The organism is Geomonas azotofigens (assembly GCF_018919395.1).
GTDB lineage: Bacteria > Desulfobacterota > Desulfuromonadia > Geobacterales > Geobacteraceae > Geomonas > Geomonas azotofigens.
Map to the genome: position 1 here is coordinate 393,793 of NZ_JAHLME010000003.1, position 21,518 is coordinate 415,310.

The following is a 21,518-nucleotide window of genomic DNA, read 5'->3' on the forward strand; positions in this document are numbered from 1 at the left end:
GAGAGGCTGTTCTTCGTACTACCCTGCGCTCGGGCCGTGGCCTTTAACGTAGAACTTAGAACGTAGAACATAGAACTTGTTTTTGGAGGTTTGCATGAATCTTCTGATAAAAGGTGGGCGCGTGATCGATCCTTCGCAGGGGATCGACGAAACCATGGATGTGCTGATTGCCGACGGCGTGGTCCTGGAGCTGGGGCAGGGGCTGACCGCACCGGATGGGACCTCGACCATCGACGCCTCCGGGCTCCTGGTGACCCCGGGCCTGATCGACATGCACGTGCACCTGCGCGATCCGGGCCTCGAGTACAAAGAGGACATCGCCACCGGCAGCCGCGCCGCAGCGGCAGGGGGCTTCACCTCGGTCGCCTGCATGCCCAACACCTCGCCGGTGATCGACAACAAGGCGGTCGCCTGCTACGTGGTCAACAAGGCCAAGAGCGAGGCGCTGGTCAACGTCTTCCCGATCGGCTCCATCACCAAGGGGAGCAAGGGGGACAGCCTGGCCGAGATGGGCGACCTCAAAGAGGCGGGCTGTGTCGCGGTCTCCGATGACGGCAAGCCGGTGTGCAACTCCGAGCTGATGCGCCGCGCCCTCGAGTACGCCAAGGGGATCGGCATCACCGTGATCTCCCATTCCGAGGACCTCGCCCTGGTGGGTGAGGGGGTGATGAACGAAGGGTTCGTCTCCACCGAGCTCGGGCTCAAGGGGATCCCCTGGGCGGCCGAAGATATCGCGGTGGCCCGCGAGGTCTACCTCGCCGAGTTCGCCTGCGCCCCGGTGCACATCGCCCACATCTCCACCGCCGGCTCCGCGCGCATCATCCGCAACGCCAAGGCCCGCGGCGTCAAGGTGACCTGCGAGACCGCGCCGCACTACTTCACCCTGACCGACGACGCGGTGCGCGGCTACAACACCAACGCCAAGATGAACCCGCCGCTTCGTGGCGAGTCCGACGTGGCAGCCATGAAGGCGGCGCTTGCCGACGGCACCATTGACGCCATCGCCACCGATCATGCTCCGCACCACCCGGACGAGAAGGACGTCGAGTTCAACGTCGCGTTGAACGGCATCGTCGGCCTGGAAACCTCCCTGCCGCTGTCGCTGAAGCTGGTCGAGGAAGGGGTACTGGATCTTAAAGGTCTGGTTTCGGTGATGTCCTGCAACCCCGCGAAGATCCTCGGGATCGATCGCGGCACCCTGAGGGTCGGCGCGGTCGGCGACGTCACCGTCATCGATCCTGGCAAGGAGTGGCAGGTAGAAGCGGACAAGCTGGAATCGAAGTCGAAGAACTCGCCGTTCCTGGGGTGGAAGATGAAGGGGAAGGCGGCGTACACCGTGGTCAAGGGACAGGTGGTGTACCAGGCGTAAGTTCGCGAGTGCGAGGCGCTGTAGGGGCGAATAATTATTCGCCCAACCACCGGTGCCTCGCCATCGCCCATGGCTAGTCGGTCAGAGATGCAAGAGAAGGGGGGTGAATGATTATTCGCCCCTACAGTTGCCGATGGGCGACAAGGCATAGGTCGCAATATCGCGCTCACTGCGCGGCAGAAATATAACGGATTCGGGAGAAGATACATGAAAGCAGTGCTGGCTCTGGCGGACGGCCGGATTTTTAAAGGGAAGGCCTTCGGTGCAACGGGCGAAACCAGCGGCGAGGTGGTGTTCAACACCGCCATGTCGGGATACCAGGAAGTGCTCACCGACCCCTCGTACAAGGGGCAGATGGTCACCATGACCTATACCCAGATCGGCAATACCGGGATCAATCCGGAGGACATCGAGAGCAACCAGCTCTACCTCTCCGGTTTCATCGTGCGCGAGTACCTTGATTGCTACTCCAACTACCGCGCCACCATGAGCCTGGACGCCTACCTCAAGGAGAACGGCGTGGTTGGCATCCAGGGGATCGACACCCGCGCCCTGACCCGGCACCTGCGCGACAAGGGGGCACAGAACGGCATCATCTCCACCATCGATTTCGATCCGGAGAGCCTGGTCAGAAAGGCCCGCGCCATCCCGTCCATGAGCGGCCTGGACCTCGCCACCGGCGTCACCTGCTCCGCCCCCTACCACTGGACCCAGGGGCTTTGGGACCTGCAGACCGGCTACCCGGAAGTCGACAAGAGGGATCTCAAGTACAAGGTGGTCGCCTACGACTTCGGCATCAAGCTGAACATCCTGCGCTGCCTGGTCTCCGCGGGCTGCGATGTGACCGTGGTGCCGGCCACCTTCCCGGCCGAATCCGCGCTTGCCATGAATCCGGACGGCATCTTCCTCTCCAACGGCCCGGGCGACCCGGAGCCGATGAAGGAAGTCATCGAGAACATCAAGAAGTTCGTCGGCAAGAAGCCGATCTTCGGCATCTGCCTCGGCCACCAGCTCCTGGGGCTCGCCCTGGGCGGCCGCACCATCAAGCTGAAGTTCGGCAACCATGGCTCGAACCTCCCGGTCATGGACATCGCCACCAGGAAGGTCGAGATCACCGCCCAGAATCACGGCTTCTCGGTCGACATCCTGTCGCTCTCCAACGTGGCGGGCCTCGCCCACGAGAACCTGAACGACCAGACCGTCGAGGGTATGGCGCACAAGACGCTCCCCATCTTCTCGGTGCAGCACCACCCCGAGGCGTCCCCCGGTCCGCACGACTCGCACTACCTGTTCGACAGGTTCGTGGAGTTGATGGAGAAGCATAAAGGGTAATAGACCTTCCCCCCTCCCAGCCTCCCCCCTCCGGGGGGAGGAGCTAACGTCACTCCCGCGGTGAGCTGCAGTGTTCCCGCCCCCGGAGGGGGAGGGGTAGGGAGGGGGAAGCAGTTCGGTGATAAGTTGAAGGACGTGGCAGTAGGTAGATGAAATATCTAGAGCTTTACGAAACCGGCGAGCTGTCCCGACGCATCAAGATGGCCTACGCACGCCTCACCGCCTGCGACCTCTGCCCCCATGCCTGCGGTGTGAACCGGATGGCTGGGGAGACGGGGCTGTGCGAAAGCGGCAAAGAGGTGCGCATCGCCTCCGCCAACGTGCACCGCGGCGAGGAACCGCCCATCTCCGGCACCAAGGGGTCCGGCACCATCTTCCTGTCGGGATGCACCCTGAACTGCAAGTTCTGTCAGAACTTCCCGATCAGCCAACTGAGAAACGGCACCGACCTGACGGTGGGGCAGTTGGCGGACAAGATGGTGGGGCTGCAGAAAAAGGGCGTGCACAACATAAACTTCGTCACGCCGACCCACTTCACGCCGCAGATCCTGGCCGCTCTTTACCTCGCCATCCGCAAGGGGTTCCGCATCCCCATCGTGTGGAACACGAGCGGGTACGAAAGCCTGGAGACCCTGGCCCTGCTGGATGGCGTGGTGGATATCTACCTGCCCGACATGAAGTACTGCTGCAACGATGTCGCCGTAAAGCTCTCCGGCGCCAAGGGTTACACCGAGGTGAACCGGAAGGCGCTGCCGGAGATGCTGAGGCAGGTTGGACATCTTGAGTGCGACGAGAACGGCATCGGCGTGCGCGGCTTGATCGTCAGGCACCTGGTTCTGCCACAGGGGCAGGCGGGGAGCCCGGAGACGCTGGCCTGGATTGCTGAAAACCTTGGGACGGAAACGCACATTGCTTTGATGAGCCAGTATTTCCCGGCCCACGCCGCCGCGCAGACGCCTGGGATTGAAAGAAGGATCACCAGCGCAGAGTACGCCGAGGCGGTAGAGGCGCTGGAAGAGCTGGAGTTGGAAAACGGGTGGGTGCAGGAAGAACCTTTGGGCGAATGATTATTCGCCCCTACAACGACCTGACCTGCAGACGCATCATGATTCTCCGCAAGGGGACCTCGGCACCCTGTAGGGGCGAATAATCATTCGCCCTTACAACGACCTGACCTGCAGACGCATCATTGTTCTCCGCCAAGGGACCCGGCACCCTGTAGGGGCGAATAATCATTCGCCCTTACAATGACCTGACCTGCAGACGCAACATGATTCTCCGCAAGGGGACTCCGGCACCCTGTAGGGGCGAATAATCATTCGCCCTTACAATGACCTGACCTGCAGACGCAACATGATTCTCCGCAAGGGGACCCCGGCACCCTGTAGGGGCGAATAATCATTCGCCCGCCTTTAAAGATTCGCTTTCGACGGAACGTGTTTAATAAAGAGTAAATGGAGTGATTTACAATGCCTAAACGCACAGACATCAAGAAGATCCTCATCATCGGCGCGGGCCCGATCGTCATCGGCCAGGCGTGCGAGTTCGACTACTCCGGCACCCAGGCCTGCAAGGCCCTCAAGGAGGAGGGATACCAGGTAGTCCTCCTCAACTCGAACCCGGCGACCATCATGACCGACCCGGACTTCGCCGACGCCACCTACATCGAGCCGGTCACCCCGGAGGTCCTGGCCAGGATCATCGAGAAGGAGCGTCCGGACGCGGTGCTGCCGACCCTGGGCGGCCAGACCGCGCTGAACACGGCGGTGGCGGTGGCCGAGAACGGCACCCTGGAAAAATTCGGGGTGGAACTGATCGGCGCGAAGCTTCCGGCCATCAAGAAGGCCGAGGACCGCACCCTGTTCAAGGAGGCGATGGTCAGGATCGGCCTCGATATCCCGAGGTCCGGTCTGGCGCATAACTACCAGGAATCCATGGAAGTCATCAAGTACGTCGGCTTCCCGGCCATCATCCGCCCCTCCTTCACCCTGGGGGGCACCGGCGGCGGCATCGCCTACAACATGGAAGAATACGAGCGCATGTCCATGGCGGGCATCGAGGCTTCCCCGACCGACGAGATCCTGGTCGAGGAGTCCCTGATCGGCTGGAAGGAGTACGAGCTCGAGGTGATGCGCGACACGGCCGACAACGTCGTCATCATCTGCTCCATCGAGAACTTCGACGCCATGGGCGTGCACACCGGCGACTCCATCACCGTGGCACCGGCGCAGACCCTGACCGACAAGGAATACCAGATCCTGCGCGACGCCTCCTTGAAGATCATCCGCGAGATCGGCGTCGACACCGGCGGCTCCAACATCCAGTTCGGCATCAACCCGAAAAACGGCCGCCTCATCGTCATCGAGATGAACCCGCGCGTTTCCCGCTCTTCGGCGCTCGCCTCGAAGGCGACCGGCTTCCCGATCGCCAAGATCGCCGCCAAGCTCGCCGTCGGCTACACCCTGGACGAGATCACCAACGATATCACCAAGGAAACGCCGGCCTGCTTCGAGCCGACCATCGACTACGTGGTGACCAAGATCCCGCGCTTCACCTTCGAGAAGTTCCCGGCTGCCGACGCGACCCTCACCACCCAGATGAAGTCGGTGGGCGAGGTGATGTCCATCGGCCGCACCTTCAAGGAGAGCTTCCAGAAGGCGCTCCGCTCGCTGGAGATCGGTTCCTGCGGCTTCGAGTCCCGCTTCTTCGGCGTGGGCGGCGACACCCGCCGGGCGCTTACCGAGAAGGAGCGCAACCTCCTTCTGGACAAGCTCAGAACCCCCAACTGCGACCGCCTCTGGTACGTCGGCGACGCCTTCCGCTGCGGCATGACCGTCGAGGAGATCTACGCCCTCACCGCCATCGATCCCTGGTTCCTGCACAACATCCGCCAGATCATCGAGATGGAGGAATGCCTGAAAGAGGCCGACCTGAAGGCTGGCGGCGAAGTGTTGCGCGACACCCTCTGGGAGGCGAAGCGCTACGGCTTCTCCGACAAGTACCTGGCCCAGATCTGGAAGATCACGGAAGGGGAGGTGCGCGAGCTGCGTCTTTCCGTCGGTGTTAAGCCGGTGTTCAAGCGGGTGGACACCTGCGCCGCCGAGTTCGTGGCCCACACCCCGTATCTCTACTCGACCTATGAGGAGGAGTGCGAGGCGGAGCCGACCGATCGCAAGAAGATCATCATCCTGGGCGGCGGACCCAACCGTATCGGCCAGGGGATCGAGTTCGACTACTGCTGCGTGCACGGCGTCTTCGCTCTCTCCGAGGACGGCTACGAGACCATCATGGTCAACTGCAACCCGGAGACCGTCTCCACCGACTACGACACCTCCGATCGCCTCTACTTCGAGCCGCTCACCCTGGAGGACGTGCTCAACATCGTGGACGTCGAGAAGCCGACCGGCGTCATCGTGCAGTTCGGCGGCCAGACCCCGCTCAAACTTGCCGTCGCCCTTGAGAAAGCTGGCGTGCCCATCATCGGCACCTCGCCGGACGCCATCGACCGTGCCGAGGACCGCGAGCGTTTCCAGGAGATGCTGCAGAAGCTGGGTCTGCGCCAGCCCGAGAACGGCACCGCCCGCTCCTTCGAGGAGGCCGAGGCCGTCGCCGACCGCATCGGCTACCCCGTGGTGGTTCGTCCTTCCTACGTCCTGGGCGGTCGCGCCATGGAGATCGTGTACGACGTCGATAACCTGCGCCGTTACATGCACACCGCGGTGCAGGCTTCCCCGGAGCACCCGATTCTGATCGACAAGTTCCTCGACGAGGCCATCGAGATCGACGTGGACGCCCTGTGCGACGGTAACATCGCCGTCATCGGCGGCATCATGGAGCACATCGAGGAGGCGGGCATTCACTCCGGCGACTCGGCCTGCTCGCTGCCGCCGTACTCCATCTCCCAGGAGATCGTCGAGGAGATCAGGCGCCAGACCAAGGTGATGGCGCTGGAGCTGAACGTCAAGGGCCTGATGAACGTTCAGTACGCGGTGAAGGACAACGACATCTACATCATCGAGGTGAACCCGCGCGCCTCGCGTACCTCCCCCTTCGTCTCCAAGGCGACCGGCAGGCCGCTGGCGAAGATCGCGGCGCGCGTCATGGCCGGCAAGTCCCTCACCGAACTCGGTGTCACCGAGGAGATCATCCCCGAGCACATCTCGGTGAAAGAGTCGGTGTTCCCGTTCGCCAAGTTCCCTGGCGTCGACACCATCCTCGGACCGGAGATGAAGTCGACCGGAGAGGTCATGGGCATCGGCGACACCTTCGCCAAGGCCTACGCCAAGGCCCAGATGGGCGCCAACGTGAAGCTGCCGACCACCGGTAAGGTCTTCATATCAGTGAAAGACTTGGACAAAAAACATATTGTCAGCGCGGCAAAAAGACTGTATGATCAGGGCTTCGAATTGGTTGCCACGCGCGGTACGGCGAGCTACCTGCAGGAAAAGGGGATTCCGGTCCAGGTGGTCAACAAGGTGCTCGAAGGGCGCCCCCACATCGTGGACGCGATCAAGAACAACGAGATCTGCATGGTGATCAACACCACCCACGGGGCACAAGCCGTGGCGGACTCCTACTCGATCCGCAGGAACACCCTGATCCACAACGTTGCCTACTACACGACGGCATCGGGGGCGCGTGCCGCGGTCGACGGCATCATCGCCACGTCGCAGTCCAAGCTGGAAGTGAAGTCCATCCAGGAATACCTGAAGTAACCGACCGGGGAGCGCCGCACAAGGCGCTCCCTTTCCAAATCCAGCACATGCAGCACAGCGGGGGGCCTCCAGGCCCCCCTATAAGTTCATCAAGGAGCAAAATACGATGTCTCAGACAGTTCCATTGACCAAGGAGAGTTACGAGGCCCTCCAGGAGGACCTCAAACGCCTGATTAAGGAAGAGCGCCCCAAGGTAATCCAGGATATCGCAGAGGCCAGGGCACACGGCGATCTCTCTGAAAATGCGGAGTACGATGCGGCCAAGAACCGTCAGGGTTTCATCGAGGGGCGCATACTGGAGCTGCAGGACAAACTGGCGAGGGCCTACGTGGTCGACCTCTCCAACTTGAAGCCTGACAAGGTGGTTTTCGGCGCCACGGTCACCGTGTACGATACCGCGACCGAGGAAGAGATCACCTACAAGATCGTCGGTGAGGACGAGGCTGACATCAAGCTGGGCAAGATCTCCTGCACCTCGCCGGTGGGCAAGGCGCTCATCGGGCACAAGCTGGATGACACCGTCCGCGTCAGCGTTCCCTCCGGGATGAAGGAATACGAGATCATCGAGATCCGCTACGAGTAGCAGCAGCACACACCCGATTCGCACCACAACCAACATGCGCGCCAGCGCGTGACCAGGAGGATTTACATGGCTCAGGTAACCAAGGACATGACTTTTGCCGCAGTGATGAGGATGCACCCGGACGTCGTCAAGGTGCTCGCTAAATACAACCTCGGCTGCATCGGCTGCATGGGCGCTCAGAACGAGTCCCTCGAGCAGGGCTGCGCCGCCCACGGCATCAGCGTGGACGACATCGTCGCCGACCTCAACAAGATCTTCGAATAACACGACCGGCGCCCGGAGCTTGTTCCGGGCGCCTTTCTTTTCCTTCCATGCCAATCATAACGCTCGCGCCAGACGGGTCGCTCAAGCTTCCGGAACAGCTCAGGGATTGCCTGAAGCTCGCTCCCGGCGATCAGGTCAGCGTCGAGATCGTCGACGGCGCCCTCCGCGTTGCCAGGCACGTCCCGGCCAAGCCCGCCAAACCCGTTAAGCCAGTCAAGCCCGCAGCAGCCTCCATCGTTTTAGTCCCCGAAGAACTGAAGACCCCGATGACCGCCATCAAGGGGGTGGGGCCCAAGCTTGCCGATCTTCTGTCCAAAAGGGGGATCGCTACCGTCGAGGATGCCCTGTTCCTCCTCCCCAACCGTTACGAGGACCGGCGCCAGTTGAAGCGCATCGCGGAACTGCGCCCCGGCAACTCCGAGGCCTTCTTCGCCACGGTGGTTTCCGCCGAGGCACAGGTCACCAAGGGGGGGCGGCGCTACTTCGAGGCCATCGTCAGGGACGAGACCGGGAGCCTGCCGCTCAAGTGGTTTCACTTCCATCCCCAGTTCCTGAAGAAGCAGTTCACCCCCGGCCGCCGCGGCATCTTCATCGGCGACGTGGCCCAGTTCGGGTTCCAGCGCGAGATGCACCACCCCGAGGTGGAGTGGGCCGGCGAAGGGGAGGGGATCGAAGAGGTCATGGCACGGGATCCCGAGAACTTCGGCAGGATCCTTCCTGTGTACCCGCTCACCGAGGGGGTGAGCCAGAAGGTCATGCGCCGCATCATGCGTGACACGGTGCCGCGCTACAGCCGGTACGTGAAGGAGGCGCTCCCGGAAGAGCTCTTGCGCCGGCATCATCTCCTGAGCCTCCCGGTAGCGCTCAGGGAAGCGCACCAGCCCGACCCCGCGAGCAACCTTGCCGATCTCAACAGCGGGCGCTCGTCAGCCCACCGCTCACTCGCCTTCGACGAACTGTTCTTCCTGCAGCTTGGGCTGGCCATGAAGAAGCGCGGCATCGCGCTCGAGGACGGCATCAGCTTCCAGGTAAGTCATCGCTACACCAAGGAGCTGCTCAAACTGCTCCCTTTCAGCCTGACCGGCGCGCAGAAGCGGGTCCTCTCCGAGATAAAGGAGGACATGATCGCGCCGCACCCGATGCACCGCCTGGTGCAGGGGGACGTCGGCTGCGGCAAGACGCTGGTGGCCCTCATGGCCGCGCTCATCTGCGTGGAAAACGACTACCAGGTAGCCATCATGGCGCCGACGGAACTGTTGGCAGAGCAGCACTACCTGAATATCCACGGCTACTGCGAGAAGCTCGGCATCACGGTTGCGCTTTTGACCGCCAGCATCAAGGGGAAGAACGACACCCTGGAGAGGATCGCGTCCGGGGAGACCCGCATCGTGGTCGGGACCCACGCCATGATCCAGGATAAGGTCGAGTTCAACCGCCTGGGCTTGGGCATCATTGACGAACAGCACCGCTTCGGCGTGGTGCAGCGTGCCCTTTTGAAGAAGAAGGGAGCCAACCCGGACATCCTGGTCATGACCGCGACCCCGATCCCGCGCACCCTGTCCATGACCGTTTTCGGCGACCTCTCCCTGTCGGTGATCGACGAACTGCCGCCGGGCCGGACCCCCATCGAGACCCGCATGGTGCGCGAGTCGCGCCGCCGCGAGATCTATGCGCTGGTACGCGAGGAGGTGGGGAAGGGAAGGCAGGCCTACGTCATCTACCCGCTGGTCGAGGAGTCGGAGAAGATCGACCTGAAGGCGGCGGTACAGATGGCGGAGCACCTGGCCCAGGAGGTTTTCCCGGACCTGCGCGTGGCCGTGCTGCACGGCAGGATGAGTGCAGCCGAGAAGGAAGCGGTGATGAAGGGGTTCAAGGCGGGGGAGACCGACATCCTGGTCTCCACCACCGTCATCGAGGTCGGCATCGACGTCCCCAACGCCACGGTCATGGTGATCGAGCACGCGGAGCGCTTCGGGCTCTCCCAGTTGCACCAGTTGCGCGGCAGGGTAGGGCGCGGCAGCGAACGCTCGCGCTGCATCCTCCTGGCAGGCGACAGGCTCTCCGAGGATGGCCAGAAGCGGCTGGAGGTGATGGTGAAAAGCTCGGACGGCTTCGTCATCGCCGAGGCGGACCTGCAGATCCGCGGACCGGGCGACTTCCTCGGTACACGGCAGGCGGGCCTGCCGGAGTTGCGCGTTGCCGACATCCTGCGCGACGGGGGCGTCCTGGAGCAGGCGCGCAAGGATGCCTTCGCCCTGGTCGAGAAGGATCCGGAACTGGGCCAGCCGGGGCATGAGAGACTACGTGGAGAGCTGATGCTGCGTTGGGGTGGGCGGCTGGAGCTGGCGTCGATCGGCTAGCGTCGGATTCCGTGTCAGCCGAAGAGGCACATTTTTTGGGGAGGCACACACAGACATGGTCACGGTTGATGATGTCTCCTTTTTAGGACGCGGCGCCGATGGCGCCAGCGTCACGTTGCTGGATGGCATCTCCTTCACCGCCAAGGCGGGGGAGATAACCGCCATCATCGGGCCGTCGGGAGGCGGGAAGAGTACGCTGATCCGGCTGATCAACCGGCTCACCGAGCCGAGCGGCGGACGGATATCCGTTGGCGGCACCGACATCGCCACCATGGACCCGCTTCAAATGCGCCGGCTGGTGGCGCTGGTGCCGCAGAAGCCCTTCATGTTCGAGGGGACGGTCCTCGATAACCTGCAGATGCCCTTCCGCTACCGGCACGAGGTACCACCTGCCGCAGAAAGCGCTGCGGTTGCCGAGGTACTCACCCTGGCGCGGCTGGACCGTGAACTGCTGCAACGGGACGCACGCTCCCTGTCACTTGGACAGCAGCAGCGTGTCGGCGTGGCGCGAGCCCTGATCACCAAGCCCCAGGTGTTACTGCTGGACGAACCGACCAGCGCGCTGGACCGCAGGACCTCCGACGAACTCGCCGCCACCCTGCGCGAGATCTGCCACGGCCGAAACCTCACCATGATCATGGTGACTCACGATCTGCGCCTGACCGAAAAGGTGGCCGACTACTGCTTCTACCTGGAAGCGGGGCGGATCCTGGAGCAGGGGAGGGGAGCCGAATTGCTGGCGCACCCGGCCACCACAGAGTTGAAGATGTTCCTATCCGAACCTTCGGACGGGGAGGGGTGATGGACAATCAGGGCTTGGTCAATCTCGGCATTCTCGACCTCGTCGTCGCCTACAGCCTGGTTCTGGTTGCGATCGGGCTCGCCAAGCTGAAGCGGATCGGCCAGGAAGGGCAGATGCTCTGGGCTTCGCTGCGGATGGTGTTCCAGTTGCTCGCGGTTGGGTACCTGCTTCATTTCATCTTCGCCGTGCGGCACCCGCTGCCGGTGCTGGCTATCCTGCTCGTCATGGGCGGCTTCTCGCTCCAGGTGATCGGTGCGCGCATCAAACGGAAGATGCCGCGCTTCTACCAGGTGGTGGGGACGGCGCTCCTGATCGGCTGCGGGGGCGTCACGTTCGTCTTCTGTTCGCTGGTGGTGCACTATTCCCCCTGGTACGACCCGCGTTACCTGATCCCCCTGGCGGGGATGATCATCGGCAACTCCATGAATGCCGCAAGCCTCGCCGCCGAGCGCCTTGGGGCGGAGATGCGTGAGCGGCGCGAGGAGATAGAGACCGCGCTCTGCCTGGGGGCGAGCGCGCGCCAGGCGGCGAAGCCGGCGCTACGAAACGCCTTCCGTGCCGCCATCATGCCGACCGCCAACACCATGGCCGCCATGGGGATCGTCTCCCTGCCCGGCATGATGACCGGTCAGATCCTCTCCGGCACCGAGCCGATGGTCGCCGTTCGCTACCAGGTCGCCATCATGTGCGCCATCACCGGTGCCGTCGCCATCACCGCCTATCTCATCGTCATGCAGGGCTACCGGAGCTACTTCACCAAGGCTCAGCAGTTGGAACGGTGGGAGTAAGCTCGTCCGCGCATTTCCCCGGCATGTCAGCACGTTTGGCCTGCATGCGTGCATGTTTCACCAAAATGCGTGCATGTTTTGATGGAAACATACATAGTTTTGGTAAGAAACACACATGTTTTGATGAAAAACGTGCATGTTTTGATGGAAACATACATAGTTTTGGTAAGAAACACACATGTTTTGATGAAAAACGTGCATGTTTTGATAAGAAACACACATGTTTTGATGAAAAACATATGTGTTTTTGTGAGAAACATACATGTTCTTGTGGAAAACATACATCTTTTACCGAAATGCATGCATGCTTCCGCGAAAAGTACGCATGTTTCCCCGACATGCGTGCATGTTTCGCCGAGATGGGGGGCGGAGGGGCCGCGAGCTGAATGAAGAAGGGGCGCTGATTGCAGTCAGCGCCCCTTCTTTGCGTCGTCTATGGTCAATTGCCCTTTTTAAACCACTGCCTTGATATCGGCTACCAGGTTGGCGACCTCGTCCACCTTGGTGTCCCAGGAGCACATGAAGCGGGCGCCGCCCGAGCCGATGAAGGTGTAGAAGTGCCAGCCGCGACCCCTCAACGCCTCCAGCGCTTCCGGTGCCATCTCCAGGAATACGGAGTTGGCCTGGCTTTCGAACATGATGCGGACCTGCGGTATCTTCTTGATCTCGTTGGCCAAGAGACGCGCGCAGCTGTTGGCGTGGGCCGCGTTTCTGAGCCAGGCGCCGCTTTCCAGCATGCCGATCCAGGGCGCCGTGAGAAAGCGCATCTTTGAGGCCAACTGACCGGCCTGCTTGCAGCGGTAATCGAACTCGTAGGCCAGCTCCTTGTTGAAAAAGACCACGGCTTCACCAACGGCAAAGCCGTTCTTGGTCCCGCCGAAGGTGAGGACGTCGACGCCAGCCTGCCAGCTGATCTCCTTGGGCGCGACGTTCAGGGCGGCCACCGCGTTGGCGAAACGCGCACCGTCCATGTGCACCCGCAGGTCGAACCTCTTCGCCAGTTCCCCGATCGCCTGGAGTTCAGACACGGAGTACAGGGTGCCGAGCTCGGTGGCCTGGGTGATGCTCAATGCACGAGCCTTGGGGTAATGAATGTCGCTACGCTTGGTGATGGTGTGTTCGACGGCATCGAGATTGATCTTGCCGTTGTCGCCCGGGACCAAAAGCACCTTGGTGCCGTTGGAAAAAAATTCGGAGGCGCCGCACTCGTCGGTCTCGATATGCGCCATCTCGTGGCAGACGATGGAGTGGTAGGACTGGCACAGCGAGGCGAGCGCCAGCGAATTGGCCGCTGTGCCGTTGAAGACGAAGAAAACCTCGCAGTCGGTCTCGAAAACCTCGCGGATCTTCTCACACGCCTGGGCGGTCCAGCGGTCGTCGCCGTAGGAACTGGCCAGCCCGCTGTTGGCTTCCGCCATCGCCTGCCATGCCTCTGCGCAGATCCCCGCGTAGTTGTCGCTGGCGAAATGGTGCTTGAGCTCGCTGTGGTCTCCCGTGTTTATCATCGCTTCCCCTTCTGGCGCGGCGGCGTCGCCGCTCGTGCGTCTTAGGATGGTGTGGTCCGATCGAAAAAATTATTATAAGGCGAAACCGGTGTCAACCGATAAGTGAGCATCACCCCTCGGCGGCGACGGTCACGCCCTCGGTATCCTGGGGCCCGTCAGGGAGCAGTTCAGAAACAACCATGCCTGCGAGGATCAGTGCCGCGCCCAGGAACCCGAGAGCGCCCAGTCGCTCGCCGGCGGCGTTGTAGGCGTAGGCGGCGGCGAAAACGGGCTCGGTGCAGAATATGAGCGCCGTATGCGCCGGGCTGATCCACTTCTGCATCGTGGTCTGCACCAGGAAGGCGAAGATGGTGGCTATCAGCACGCAGACCACCAGGGTCCAGAGCAATTCAGGGTGCCAGACGAAAACCTCCTGGCCGCGCAGCGACGCCGAGGCGAGGCTCAGTACGCCGACCACCGAAAGCTGCAACGTGGTGAGGAGATAGACGTCGCTGTCGGCGTGGCGGGTGAAATGGCTGGTGTAGAGGAGATGCAGCGCGACGCACGCCCCGCATATCGCCCCCAGGATGTCGCCAACGTTGAAACTCAAGCTGCCGTCGGTGCACAGCAGGAAGAGTCCCGGAGTGGCAAGCCCCACACCCCACCTGATTCCGGTTCCTACGGAGTGCCGGAAGATGGCGGCACCGAACAGCGGCACCAGTAAAACGCTCAGGCCGGTCAAAAAGCCGGTGTTCGAGGCGCTCGTGTACTTCAAGGCGACGGTCTGGAAGGCGTAGGAAGCAAATAAGAATATTCCAAGAATAGTTCCGTGTGTGAACAGCTTAATTTTTATTCTATTAGTCCGTGTTAAAGCTATGGGGAGCATGATTGCAGCTGCAATTAGAAATCTTTGAGATAGGAAAACGAATACGTCCACCTTGCTGATGGCATCTTTCACCACAGTGAAAGTTACGCCCCAGAAGAACGTCGTTATCAAAAGAAGTATACCCGCACGAAATTTTTTCATAGATCCCAAAGTAATTTTGACCTCATAAAACCTTGAATTCACTAAATTGTGGTAAGACAAGTTAACATGAGCTTAAAACGAGCGCAACGCCAAATTAATAAGTGGTTGACAAGAGGGTGGAATAGCTTTAAAAGTATGCGGCGGTAAGCTAAATGGTGTATGCCGTTTAATATTAAAGACAATTTAGGGAGGAAGCATGAAAGCACTTCGTACTCTGACTGCAGTTTTGGCTTTGGGACTCTGTTTTGTGTCCGCGGCTTTCGCCGCACCGAAGGCGATCACCGTTGCGTCCGACGCAACCTGGCCGCCGATGGAGTTCGTTGACGCCAACAAGAAGATCGTCGGTTTCGACATCGACTTCATGACCGCGGTCGCCAAAGAGGCCGGCCTGCAGGTCACCTTCAAGAACACCGCTTGGGACGGTATCTTCGCCGGCGTTGAAGCTGGCCAGTACGACGCCATCATCTCCTCGGTCACCATCACCCCGGAGCGCCAGGCCAAGTACGACTTCACCAACCCGTACGTCCAGATCGGCCAGATCCTCGTGGTACCCAAGGCTGAGAAGGGGACCAAGATCGCCGACCTGAAGGGCAAGAAGATCGGCGCCCAGATCGGCACCACCGGCGCCATGGAGGTCAAGAAGGTTGCCGGCGTCGAGCTGAAAACCTACGACGAAGTCGGTCTTGCTTTCGAGGACATGGCTGCCGGCCGCATCGCCGGTGTCGTCTGCGACGAGCCGACCGCCATCACCTACGCCCTGCAGAAGAAGGAGTACAGCTCCAAGTTCAAGATCGTGGGCAAGTCCTTCACCAAGGAGGCCTATGGCATCGTGGTCAAGAAAGGGAACAAGGAACTGGTGGCCCAGTTGAACAAGGGGATCGCGGCGGTTCAGAAGAAGAAGATCGACGTACAGCTCAAGAAGAAGTGGCAGCTTAAGTAACACCTCAAAGCTCCTGCAGAACGGAACACTACCCGACAGTAGTAACCGATTCTGCAGGAGCTTTCTTTAAACAGAAACCGCAGTATAGCGGTGCATCAACAAAAGCCGGTACACCGGCCCGGGACGGTCACAAGAAAGCATGAGTACTGAAGCAAAGAAGCAGATCATCGATGTAGGGGACGGCGCCGCCATTCCCCGTAAAAGCGACCGCGGCCTGTTCACCGCCTGGCGCATAGCGTTCTTTGGCGCCATCGGCACCATTGCCTACCTGGTCTGGAGCAGGCCGGACCCGTACCTCAACATTCTCAAGTTCGTTCCCGACGGCATCGCGGTAACCTTCCAGGTGACCCTCGGGGCGATACTCCTGGCCATCGTCATCGGCCTGATCACCGGCCTGGGCCGGATCTCCAAGAACCGGTTCTTCAATGGCGTCGCCTCCCTGTACGTGGAGGTCATCCGCGGCATTCCGCTTCTGGTGCAGATCTTCTACATCTACTACGCGCTCGGCACCATTGTTAAGGTTCCGGCCATCCTTTCCGCCATAATCGCCATGGCCGTCTGCTATGGCGCCTACATGGGCGAAGTGGTGCGCGCCGGGATCGAGTCCATCGCCAAGGGACAGCGCGAGGCCGCCCTTTCCCTGGGGATGAACGGCCGACAGACCATGATCCACGTCATCCTGCCGCAGGCGGTGAAGGTGATCCTCCCGCCGGTTGGCAACGAGTTCATTGCTCTTTTGAAGGATTCCTCCCTGGTCTCCATCATCGCTGTCGCCGACCTTTTGCGTCGCGGCCGCGAGTACGCCTCCGAATCCTTCACCTATTTTGAGACCTACACGGTCATCGCGCTGATCTACCTGATCATCACCTTGTTCTTCTCGAAGATCATCGGCGTAATGGAGGAGCGTGTCAGTGTCAACAAATAGCCGCAGGAAAATGGTAGAGGCGAAGGAGATCATCAAGGTCTACGGCTCCTTCCGGGCCCTGGACCGGGTCTCCCTGGATGTTTACGACGGCGAGAAGGTGGTCATCATCGGGCCTTCCGGTTCCGGCAAGTCGACGCTGCTGCGCTCGATCAACAGGCTCGAGGAGATTGACCGCGGCACCATCGTGGTCGACGGCATGGACCTTTACGACCCGAAGACCGACATCACCAAGGTTCGCGAGGAAGTGGGCATGGTGTTCCAGTCCTTCAACCTCTTTCCTCACAAGACCGTGCTGGAGAACCTGACGCTCGCCCAGATCGTGGTGCGCAAGCGCTCGAAGCAGGAGGCCGAGGAGAAGGCAATGGCGCTTCTGGAGCGCGTGGGCCTTGCTGCCAAGGCGAAGTCGTACCCGGGCAAGCTTTCCGGCGGTCAGCAGCAGCGCGTGGCCATCGCCCGCTCGCTCGCCATGGATCCGAAGCTCATGCTGTTCGATGAGCCGACCTCCGCCCTCGACCCCGAGATGATCGGGGAGGTGCTCGACGTCATGAAGGATCTCGCCAAGGACGGCATGACCATGGCCGTGGTCACGCACGAGATGGGCTTCGCTCGCGAGGTGGCCGATCGCGTCATTTTCATGGACGCGGGTCGCATCGTGGAGGAGGGGACTCCAGAGCACTTCTTCACCGCGCCCACGCACGAGCGCGCCAAGTTGTTTTTGAGCCAGATATTGTAATTTATCCCTGGCCCCTGCGTCGGTAGGGGCCAGTTCTGTATCCGGGGTTTCTCATTCATTGCAATGAAAGGGGGGATAGGGTTCTTCTCAGTTTTACCGGGCAACACAGTTTAAAAATGCTGTAATGCAATTACTACACAACGAGGAGGCAGTATGAAAAAAAGCAACAAGAAGCTGTTAGTAGTAGCCATCGCAACCGCACTCACCGCAGCATCCGCAAGCTCCGCTCTCGCTCTCGAGAACCAGTTCAGCGGCGCATTCACCACGTTCTTCGATGTTGGCAACTTCGCAGGTACCAACCTCATCGAGAAGAACGCCCCGACCGCCAACTACTTCGTACAGCGTTTCCGGCTGGGCTACACCGCCAAGGCAGATGATCACGTCAAATTGGTCACCAAGTTCGAGTTCGACTACAACTTCTGGGGCAACAGCTCCTATGCTCCCAACTCACATGACAACTCTGCTGCACGTGGCTCCGGGGGCGCTCTGGGTGCCGACTCCGTCAACATGGAGACCAAGAACATCTACCTCGACCTGAACTACCCGCTGGTCAACGCCAAAATCGGTATGATGCCGTACAACGATTCCTTCAAGGGGATCCTGTTCGACGCCGACATGGCCGGTGTGCTTCTCTCCCACGAATACTCCAATGCCAGCATCGCAGCCGGTTACTTCCGTTTCCATGACTCCGCTGATGCCGGCAAGGCCGGGGAAGACGTACTCGGCAAAAACACCTTCGACATGTACTCCCTCGACGGCAAGTACAACATCTCCAAAGACCTATCTGTCGGTGCGGCCTACTACTTCATCCGCGACCAGCACACCCCGGGCTTCTACACCGTTTACCCGGATGCCAAAGTCCACACTCTTGGCCTGAACGCTGCCGCCAACGTGGGCTCGGTTGCTCTGAACGGTTTCGCTGTGAAACAGTTCGGCGACATCACCACCGATCGTGACGCCAAAGGTTACGCCTTCAACGTCGGCGCGAAGATGCCGCTTGCCGGCGGTACCGCTCGTACCGAATTCCTCTACGTTTCCGGCGGCAAGAACGCCTTCTACGTACCCTCCTCCGATAACGGTGCTACCGAGGGCGGCCAGTTCTACGACTCCGAAATGATCATGCTGGGCCGCGACAAGTACGCGACCACCATCGACAACGCCATCATCTACGATGTGAACAACAACGAAGAAGGCGTCATCATGGGTACCCTCGGCTACGACTACACCTTCAACGACAAGGTTTCCGCCAGCGCCAACGCAGGCTTCGCTGCCGTTGCCAAGGACCTGCAGGCACGTAGCGCCAACGGCGACAGCAAATATCTCGGCACCGAAATCAACGCAGAAGCTTACTATAAGCTGACCGCGAACGTGACCCTCGGCGCCCGCGCCGGCTACCTCTTCCTCGGCGATCACTTCAAAGGCATCAGCGCTGGCGAAGACGCAGACAACCCGTGGGATGCCAAACTCATTGTCAAGTACAACTTCTAAGACAGATACTTCTTCCTCTCCGGCTTGAACAGAGCCGGAGAGGGGAAAATCAGTGCCACTGTCTTGACAAACGAGTAGTGACAATTAGAATCTGTTGACGTACAGAAGCTGGACCTAACAATGTGATAAATCAACCCAAGGAGGTAGTCTGCATGAGCTTTAAAAAGATCAGCGCGTTGCTGCTCGTAGCGATGCTGGCAGTTGGCGCATTCGGCTGCAAGAAGAAAGAAGAGGCCAAAGAAGGCGCAGCTCCGGCTGCAGCACCGGCTGGCAACACCATCAAAATCGGCTTCCTCGGCGCCCTCACCGGCGACGTGGCCATGTTCGGCAAGCCGACCCTCGAAGGCATGAAGATGGCTGCCGACGAGCTCAACGCTGCTGGCGGCGTTCAGGGCAAGAAGATCGAGATCGTCGAAGCCGACAACCGCGGCGACAAGCAGGAAGGCGCTTCCGTAACCCAGAAGTTCATTTCCCGCGACAACGTCACCGCCATCGTTGGCGACCCGACTACCGGCATCACCAAGGTTGCTGCTCCGATCGCGCAGAAAGCGGGCGTGGTGCTCCTCTCCGCAGGCGCAACCGGCCCGGGCGTCGTCGAAGTGGGCGACTTCATCTTCCGCGACACCCTGCTCGACTCCATCGCCATCCCGGCCTGCATCGAGTACTTCGCGAAAGACCTCGGCTTCAAGAAAGTCGCCATCGTCACCTCCGACAACAACGACTACTCCGTAGGTCTGTCCCAGACCTTCCGCGACGCAGCCGCCAAGGTTCCGTCCATCAAGATCGTTGCTGACGAGAAAGTGAAAGACGGCGACAAGGACTTCTCCGCCCAGATCACCAACATCAAGGGCAAGAAGCCGGATGTCATCCTGTTCTCCGGTTACTACACCGAAGGCGCTCTCATCATGAAAGAGGCCCGCAAGCAGGGTCTGAAGGCTCCGATGTTCGGCGGCGACGGCCTGTTCTCCCCGAAATTCATCGAGCTGGGCGGCCCGGCTGTCGAGGGCTCCATGTCCGCTCTGGGCTTCTCCACCGAGCAGGCAGCACCCGCTACCGCCAAGTTCATCGAGGCGTTCAAAGCCAAGCACAACGGCGAGCTTCCGGGCCTCTTCGACGCCCAGGGCTACGACGCTGTGATGCTGCTGGCCGACGCTATGAAACGTGCTAACAGCGTTGACCCGAAAGTCTTCAAAACCGCTCTGGCACAGACCAAGAAGTTCGAAGGCGTTTCCGGCACCATCAGCATGCAGGCTAACCGCGAGCCGATCAAGAGCCCGCTGAGCCTCCTGGCTGTCAAGGACGGCAAGTTCGTCCTCAAGGCAAAAGTACCCGTCAAGATGGACTAATGCCTGACCCTGCAGTAACGACGGCCCCTGCTTCGGCAGGGGCCGTTTTTTTTTGGGAAAAAGCGAAAGGCTATTAACGCAAAGGCGCCAAGCCGCTAAGGCGCAAAGTCAGCATCGGGTTTAAACCAAAAAGTCTTTACTTTTGCGTCGTTGCGGCTCCGCGTCTTTGCGTTGAGTCTTGTGTCTTTGCTTGAGGTTTTTGGGTTTGCGATTGCCCTTGACAACTGGCATAGGAAAAATTATATTTCAAATCGTTAAAGGGGAGTAGTTATCGGCCAGAGAAAAGGCCGACCCGGACTTCGTCAATACGGTCGCAAGACCCGGAGCCGGGACAGTTAACCTGTCAACAAGACCTTTATCCTGGTAACTGCGCCTAGGGTAAAGGTCTTTTTTATTTACCCTCGGTTGAACCAAGTCCTTCGGGACATAACTCTCGTAGAGGTAAATGTTATGCAAAGACTGAAAACGACGTTCCTGTTAGCTCTTCTCACCGTGCTCATGGTTGCCATGGGACAGGCCCTCGGCGGCAGGTCCGGCATGATGATGGCCTTCGTCCTCGCCCTGGGCATGAACTTCTTCTCCTACTGGTTCTCCGACAAGATCGTCCTGAGCATGTACGGCGCCCAGGAGATCGGCCCGCAGGACCACCCCATGTTCTACAACCTGGTGCGCAACCTGGCTGCCCGGGCCGGGCTCCCCATGCCCAAGGTCTACATCATCCCTTCCGACAGCCCCAACGCCTTCGCCACCGGGCGCAACCCGGAGCATGCTGCGGTCGCCGCGACCGAAGGGATCCTGCGCATCCTGTCGCCGGAAGAGCTGGAAGGGGTGATGGCGCATGAGCTGGCCCACGTGCAAAACCGCGATATCCTGATCGGCACCATTGCGGCCACTTTCGCCGGCGCCATTTCCATGATCGGCAACATGCTGCAGTGGGGCGCCATGTTCGGGGGGGGACGCGACGATGAGGAGGGGGGCGGCATCGGTGGCCTGGTCGGCTCGCTCGCCATGGCCATCATCGCTCCCATCGCGGCCATGCTGATCCAGATGGCTGTTTCCCGCTCGCGCGAATACCTGGCCGACGCCACCGGCGCCGAGATCTGCGGTCGTCCGCTCGCGCTTGCCGCCGCGCTCAGGAAACTGCACATGGCTTCGCACCAGCTTCCCATGCAGGAAGCGCGTCCCGCCACGGCGCACATGTTCATCGTGAACCCGTTGACCGGCGGAGGGGTGATGGCGCTCTTCTCCACCCATCCTCCGATGGAGGAGCGTATCGCGCGGCTGGAGCAGATGGCGGTGCGCAGGTAACTGGCGCCATCGTTGTCGTTGCTGTAGGGGCGAATAATTATTCGCCCAGCCACC

At 60.6% G+C, this 21,518-nt stretch carries 17 protein-coding genes and 1 pseudogene; 15 read left to right on the top strand and 3 right to left on the bottom strand.

Going from position 1 to position 21,518, the window contains the following annotated elements:
• Positions 1–94 precede the first annotated feature (94 nt).
• The 9 genes from KOL99_RS11550 (at position 95) to KOL99_RS11590 (ending at position 12,213) form a co-directional block, all read left to right on the top strand.
• The gene (locus KOL99_RS11550) at positions 95–1,369 is read left to right on the top strand and encodes a dihydroorotase (RefSeq protein ID WP_216510623.1); all 1,275 of its coding nucleotides are present in this window, start codon (positions 95–97) and stop codon (positions 1,367–1,369) included.
• A 207-nt stretch (positions 1,370–1,576) separates the two neighbouring features.
• Positions 1,577–2,701, top strand: a complete 1,125-nt coding sequence (gene carA / locus KOL99_RS11555; RefSeq protein WP_216510624.1) for a glutamine-hydrolyzing carbamoyl-phosphate synthase small subunit — start codon at positions 1,577–1,579, stop codon at positions 2,699–2,701.
• A gap of 149 nt (positions 2,702–2,850) precedes the next feature.
• Complete coding sequence (locus KOL99_RS11560; RefSeq protein WP_216510625.1) at positions 2,851–3,768, top strand: radical SAM protein; 918 nt, start codon at positions 2,851–2,853, stop codon at positions 3,766–3,768.
• A gap of 402 nt (positions 3,769–4,170) precedes the next feature.
• Positions 4,171–7,416 carry a carbamoyl-phosphate synthase large subunit gene (carB, locus tag KOL99_RS11565; RefSeq protein ID WP_216510626.1) on the top strand — a complete coding sequence of 1,082 codons (3,246 nt, stop codon included), beginning with the start codon at positions 4,171–4,173 and terminating at the stop codon, positions 7,414–7,416.
• A gap of 106 nt (positions 7,417–7,522) precedes the next feature.
• Complete coding sequence (gene greA / locus KOL99_RS11570) at positions 7,523–7,999, top strand: transcription elongation factor GreA (protein ID WP_216499045.1); 477 nt, start codon at positions 7,523–7,525, stop codon at positions 7,997–7,999.
• 66 nt (positions 8,000–8,065) lie between these two features.
• Entirely contained in the window at positions 8,066–8,263 is a 198-nt protein-coding gene (locus KOL99_RS11575; protein ID WP_183346418.1) for a DUF1858 domain-containing protein, read from the top strand.
• Between the two features lie 47 nt (positions 8,264–8,310).
• Entirely contained in the window at positions 8,311–10,623 is a 2,313-nt protein-coding gene (gene recG, locus KOL99_RS11580) for an ATP-dependent DNA helicase RecG (protein WP_216510627.1), read from the top strand.
• Between the two features lie 55 nt (positions 10,624–10,678).
• The gene (locus KOL99_RS11585; RefSeq protein ID WP_216510628.1) at positions 10,679–11,425 is read left to right on the top strand and encodes an ABC transporter ATP-binding protein; all 747 of its coding nucleotides are present in this window, start codon (positions 10,679–10,681) and stop codon (positions 11,423–11,425) included.
• Entirely contained in the window at positions 11,425–12,213 is a 789-nt protein-coding gene (locus KOL99_RS11590) for an ABC transporter permease (RefSeq protein WP_216510629.1), read from the top strand. The genes KOL99_RS11585 and KOL99_RS11590 overlap by 1 nt, the downstream gene beginning before the upstream one ends.
• A 452-nt stretch (positions 12,214–12,665) precedes the next feature.
• On the opposite strand, the gene KOL99_RS11595 is transcribed toward KOL99_RS11590, so the two are convergent.
• The 3 genes and pseudogenes from KOL99_RS11595 to KOL99_RS21910 form a co-directional block, all read right to left on the bottom strand.
• Entirely contained in the window at positions 12,666–13,718 is a 1,053-nt protein-coding gene (locus KOL99_RS11595) for a threonine aldolase family protein (RefSeq protein ID WP_216510630.1), read from the bottom strand.
• 109 nt (positions 13,719–13,827) lie between these two features.
• Positions 13,828–14,355 (bottom strand): DMT family transporter, encoded by a 528-nt coding sequence (locus tag KOL99_RS21905; protein WP_328760411.1) that lies wholly within the window; start codon positions 14,353–14,355, stop codon positions 13,828–13,830.
• A gap of 27 nt (positions 14,356–14,382) precedes the next feature.
• Positions 14,383–14,724: pseudogene (locus KOL99_RS21910) on the bottom strand (EamA family transporter); the annotation flags it as partial.
• Between the two features lie 196 nt (positions 14,725–14,920).
• Here KOL99_RS21910 and KOL99_RS11605 point away from each other — a divergent pair.
• From KOL99_RS11605 to htpX, 6 genes are all read left to right on the top strand, one after another.
• Complete coding sequence (locus KOL99_RS11605) at positions 14,921–15,664, top strand: basic amino acid ABC transporter substrate-binding protein (RefSeq protein ID WP_216510632.1); 744 nt, start codon at positions 14,921–14,923, stop codon at positions 15,662–15,664.
• 139 nt (positions 15,665–15,803) lie between these two features.
• Positions 15,804–16,589 (top strand): amino acid ABC transporter permease, encoded by a 786-nt coding sequence (locus KOL99_RS11610; RefSeq protein WP_216510633.1) that lies wholly within the window; start codon positions 15,804–15,806, stop codon positions 16,587–16,589.
• On the top strand, positions 16,576–17,322 hold the full coding sequence (locus tag KOL99_RS11615) for an amino acid ABC transporter ATP-binding protein (RefSeq protein ID WP_328760168.1): 747 nt from the start codon (positions 16,576–16,578) through the stop codon (positions 17,320–17,322). The genes KOL99_RS11610 and KOL99_RS11615 overlap by 14 nt, the downstream gene beginning before the upstream one ends.
• Before the next feature lie 153 nt (positions 17,323–17,475).
• Positions 17,476–18,810 (top strand): alginate export family protein, encoded by a 1,335-nt coding sequence (locus KOL99_RS11620; RefSeq protein ID WP_216510634.1) that lies wholly within the window; start codon positions 17,476–17,478, stop codon positions 18,808–18,810.
• A 152-nt stretch (positions 18,811–18,962) separates the two neighbouring features.
• Positions 18,963–20,156, top strand: a complete 1,194-nt coding sequence (locus KOL99_RS11625; protein ID WP_216510635.1) for an ABC transporter substrate-binding protein — start codon at positions 18,963–18,965, stop codon at positions 20,154–20,156.
• A 450-nt stretch (positions 20,157–20,606) separates the two neighbouring features.
• Positions 20,607–21,464, top strand: coding sequence for a zinc metalloprotease HtpX (gene htpX / locus KOL99_RS11630; protein WP_216510636.1), 858 nt, complete (start codon positions 20,607–20,609; stop codon positions 21,462–21,464).
• Positions 21,465–21,518: the final 54 nt, after the last annotated feature.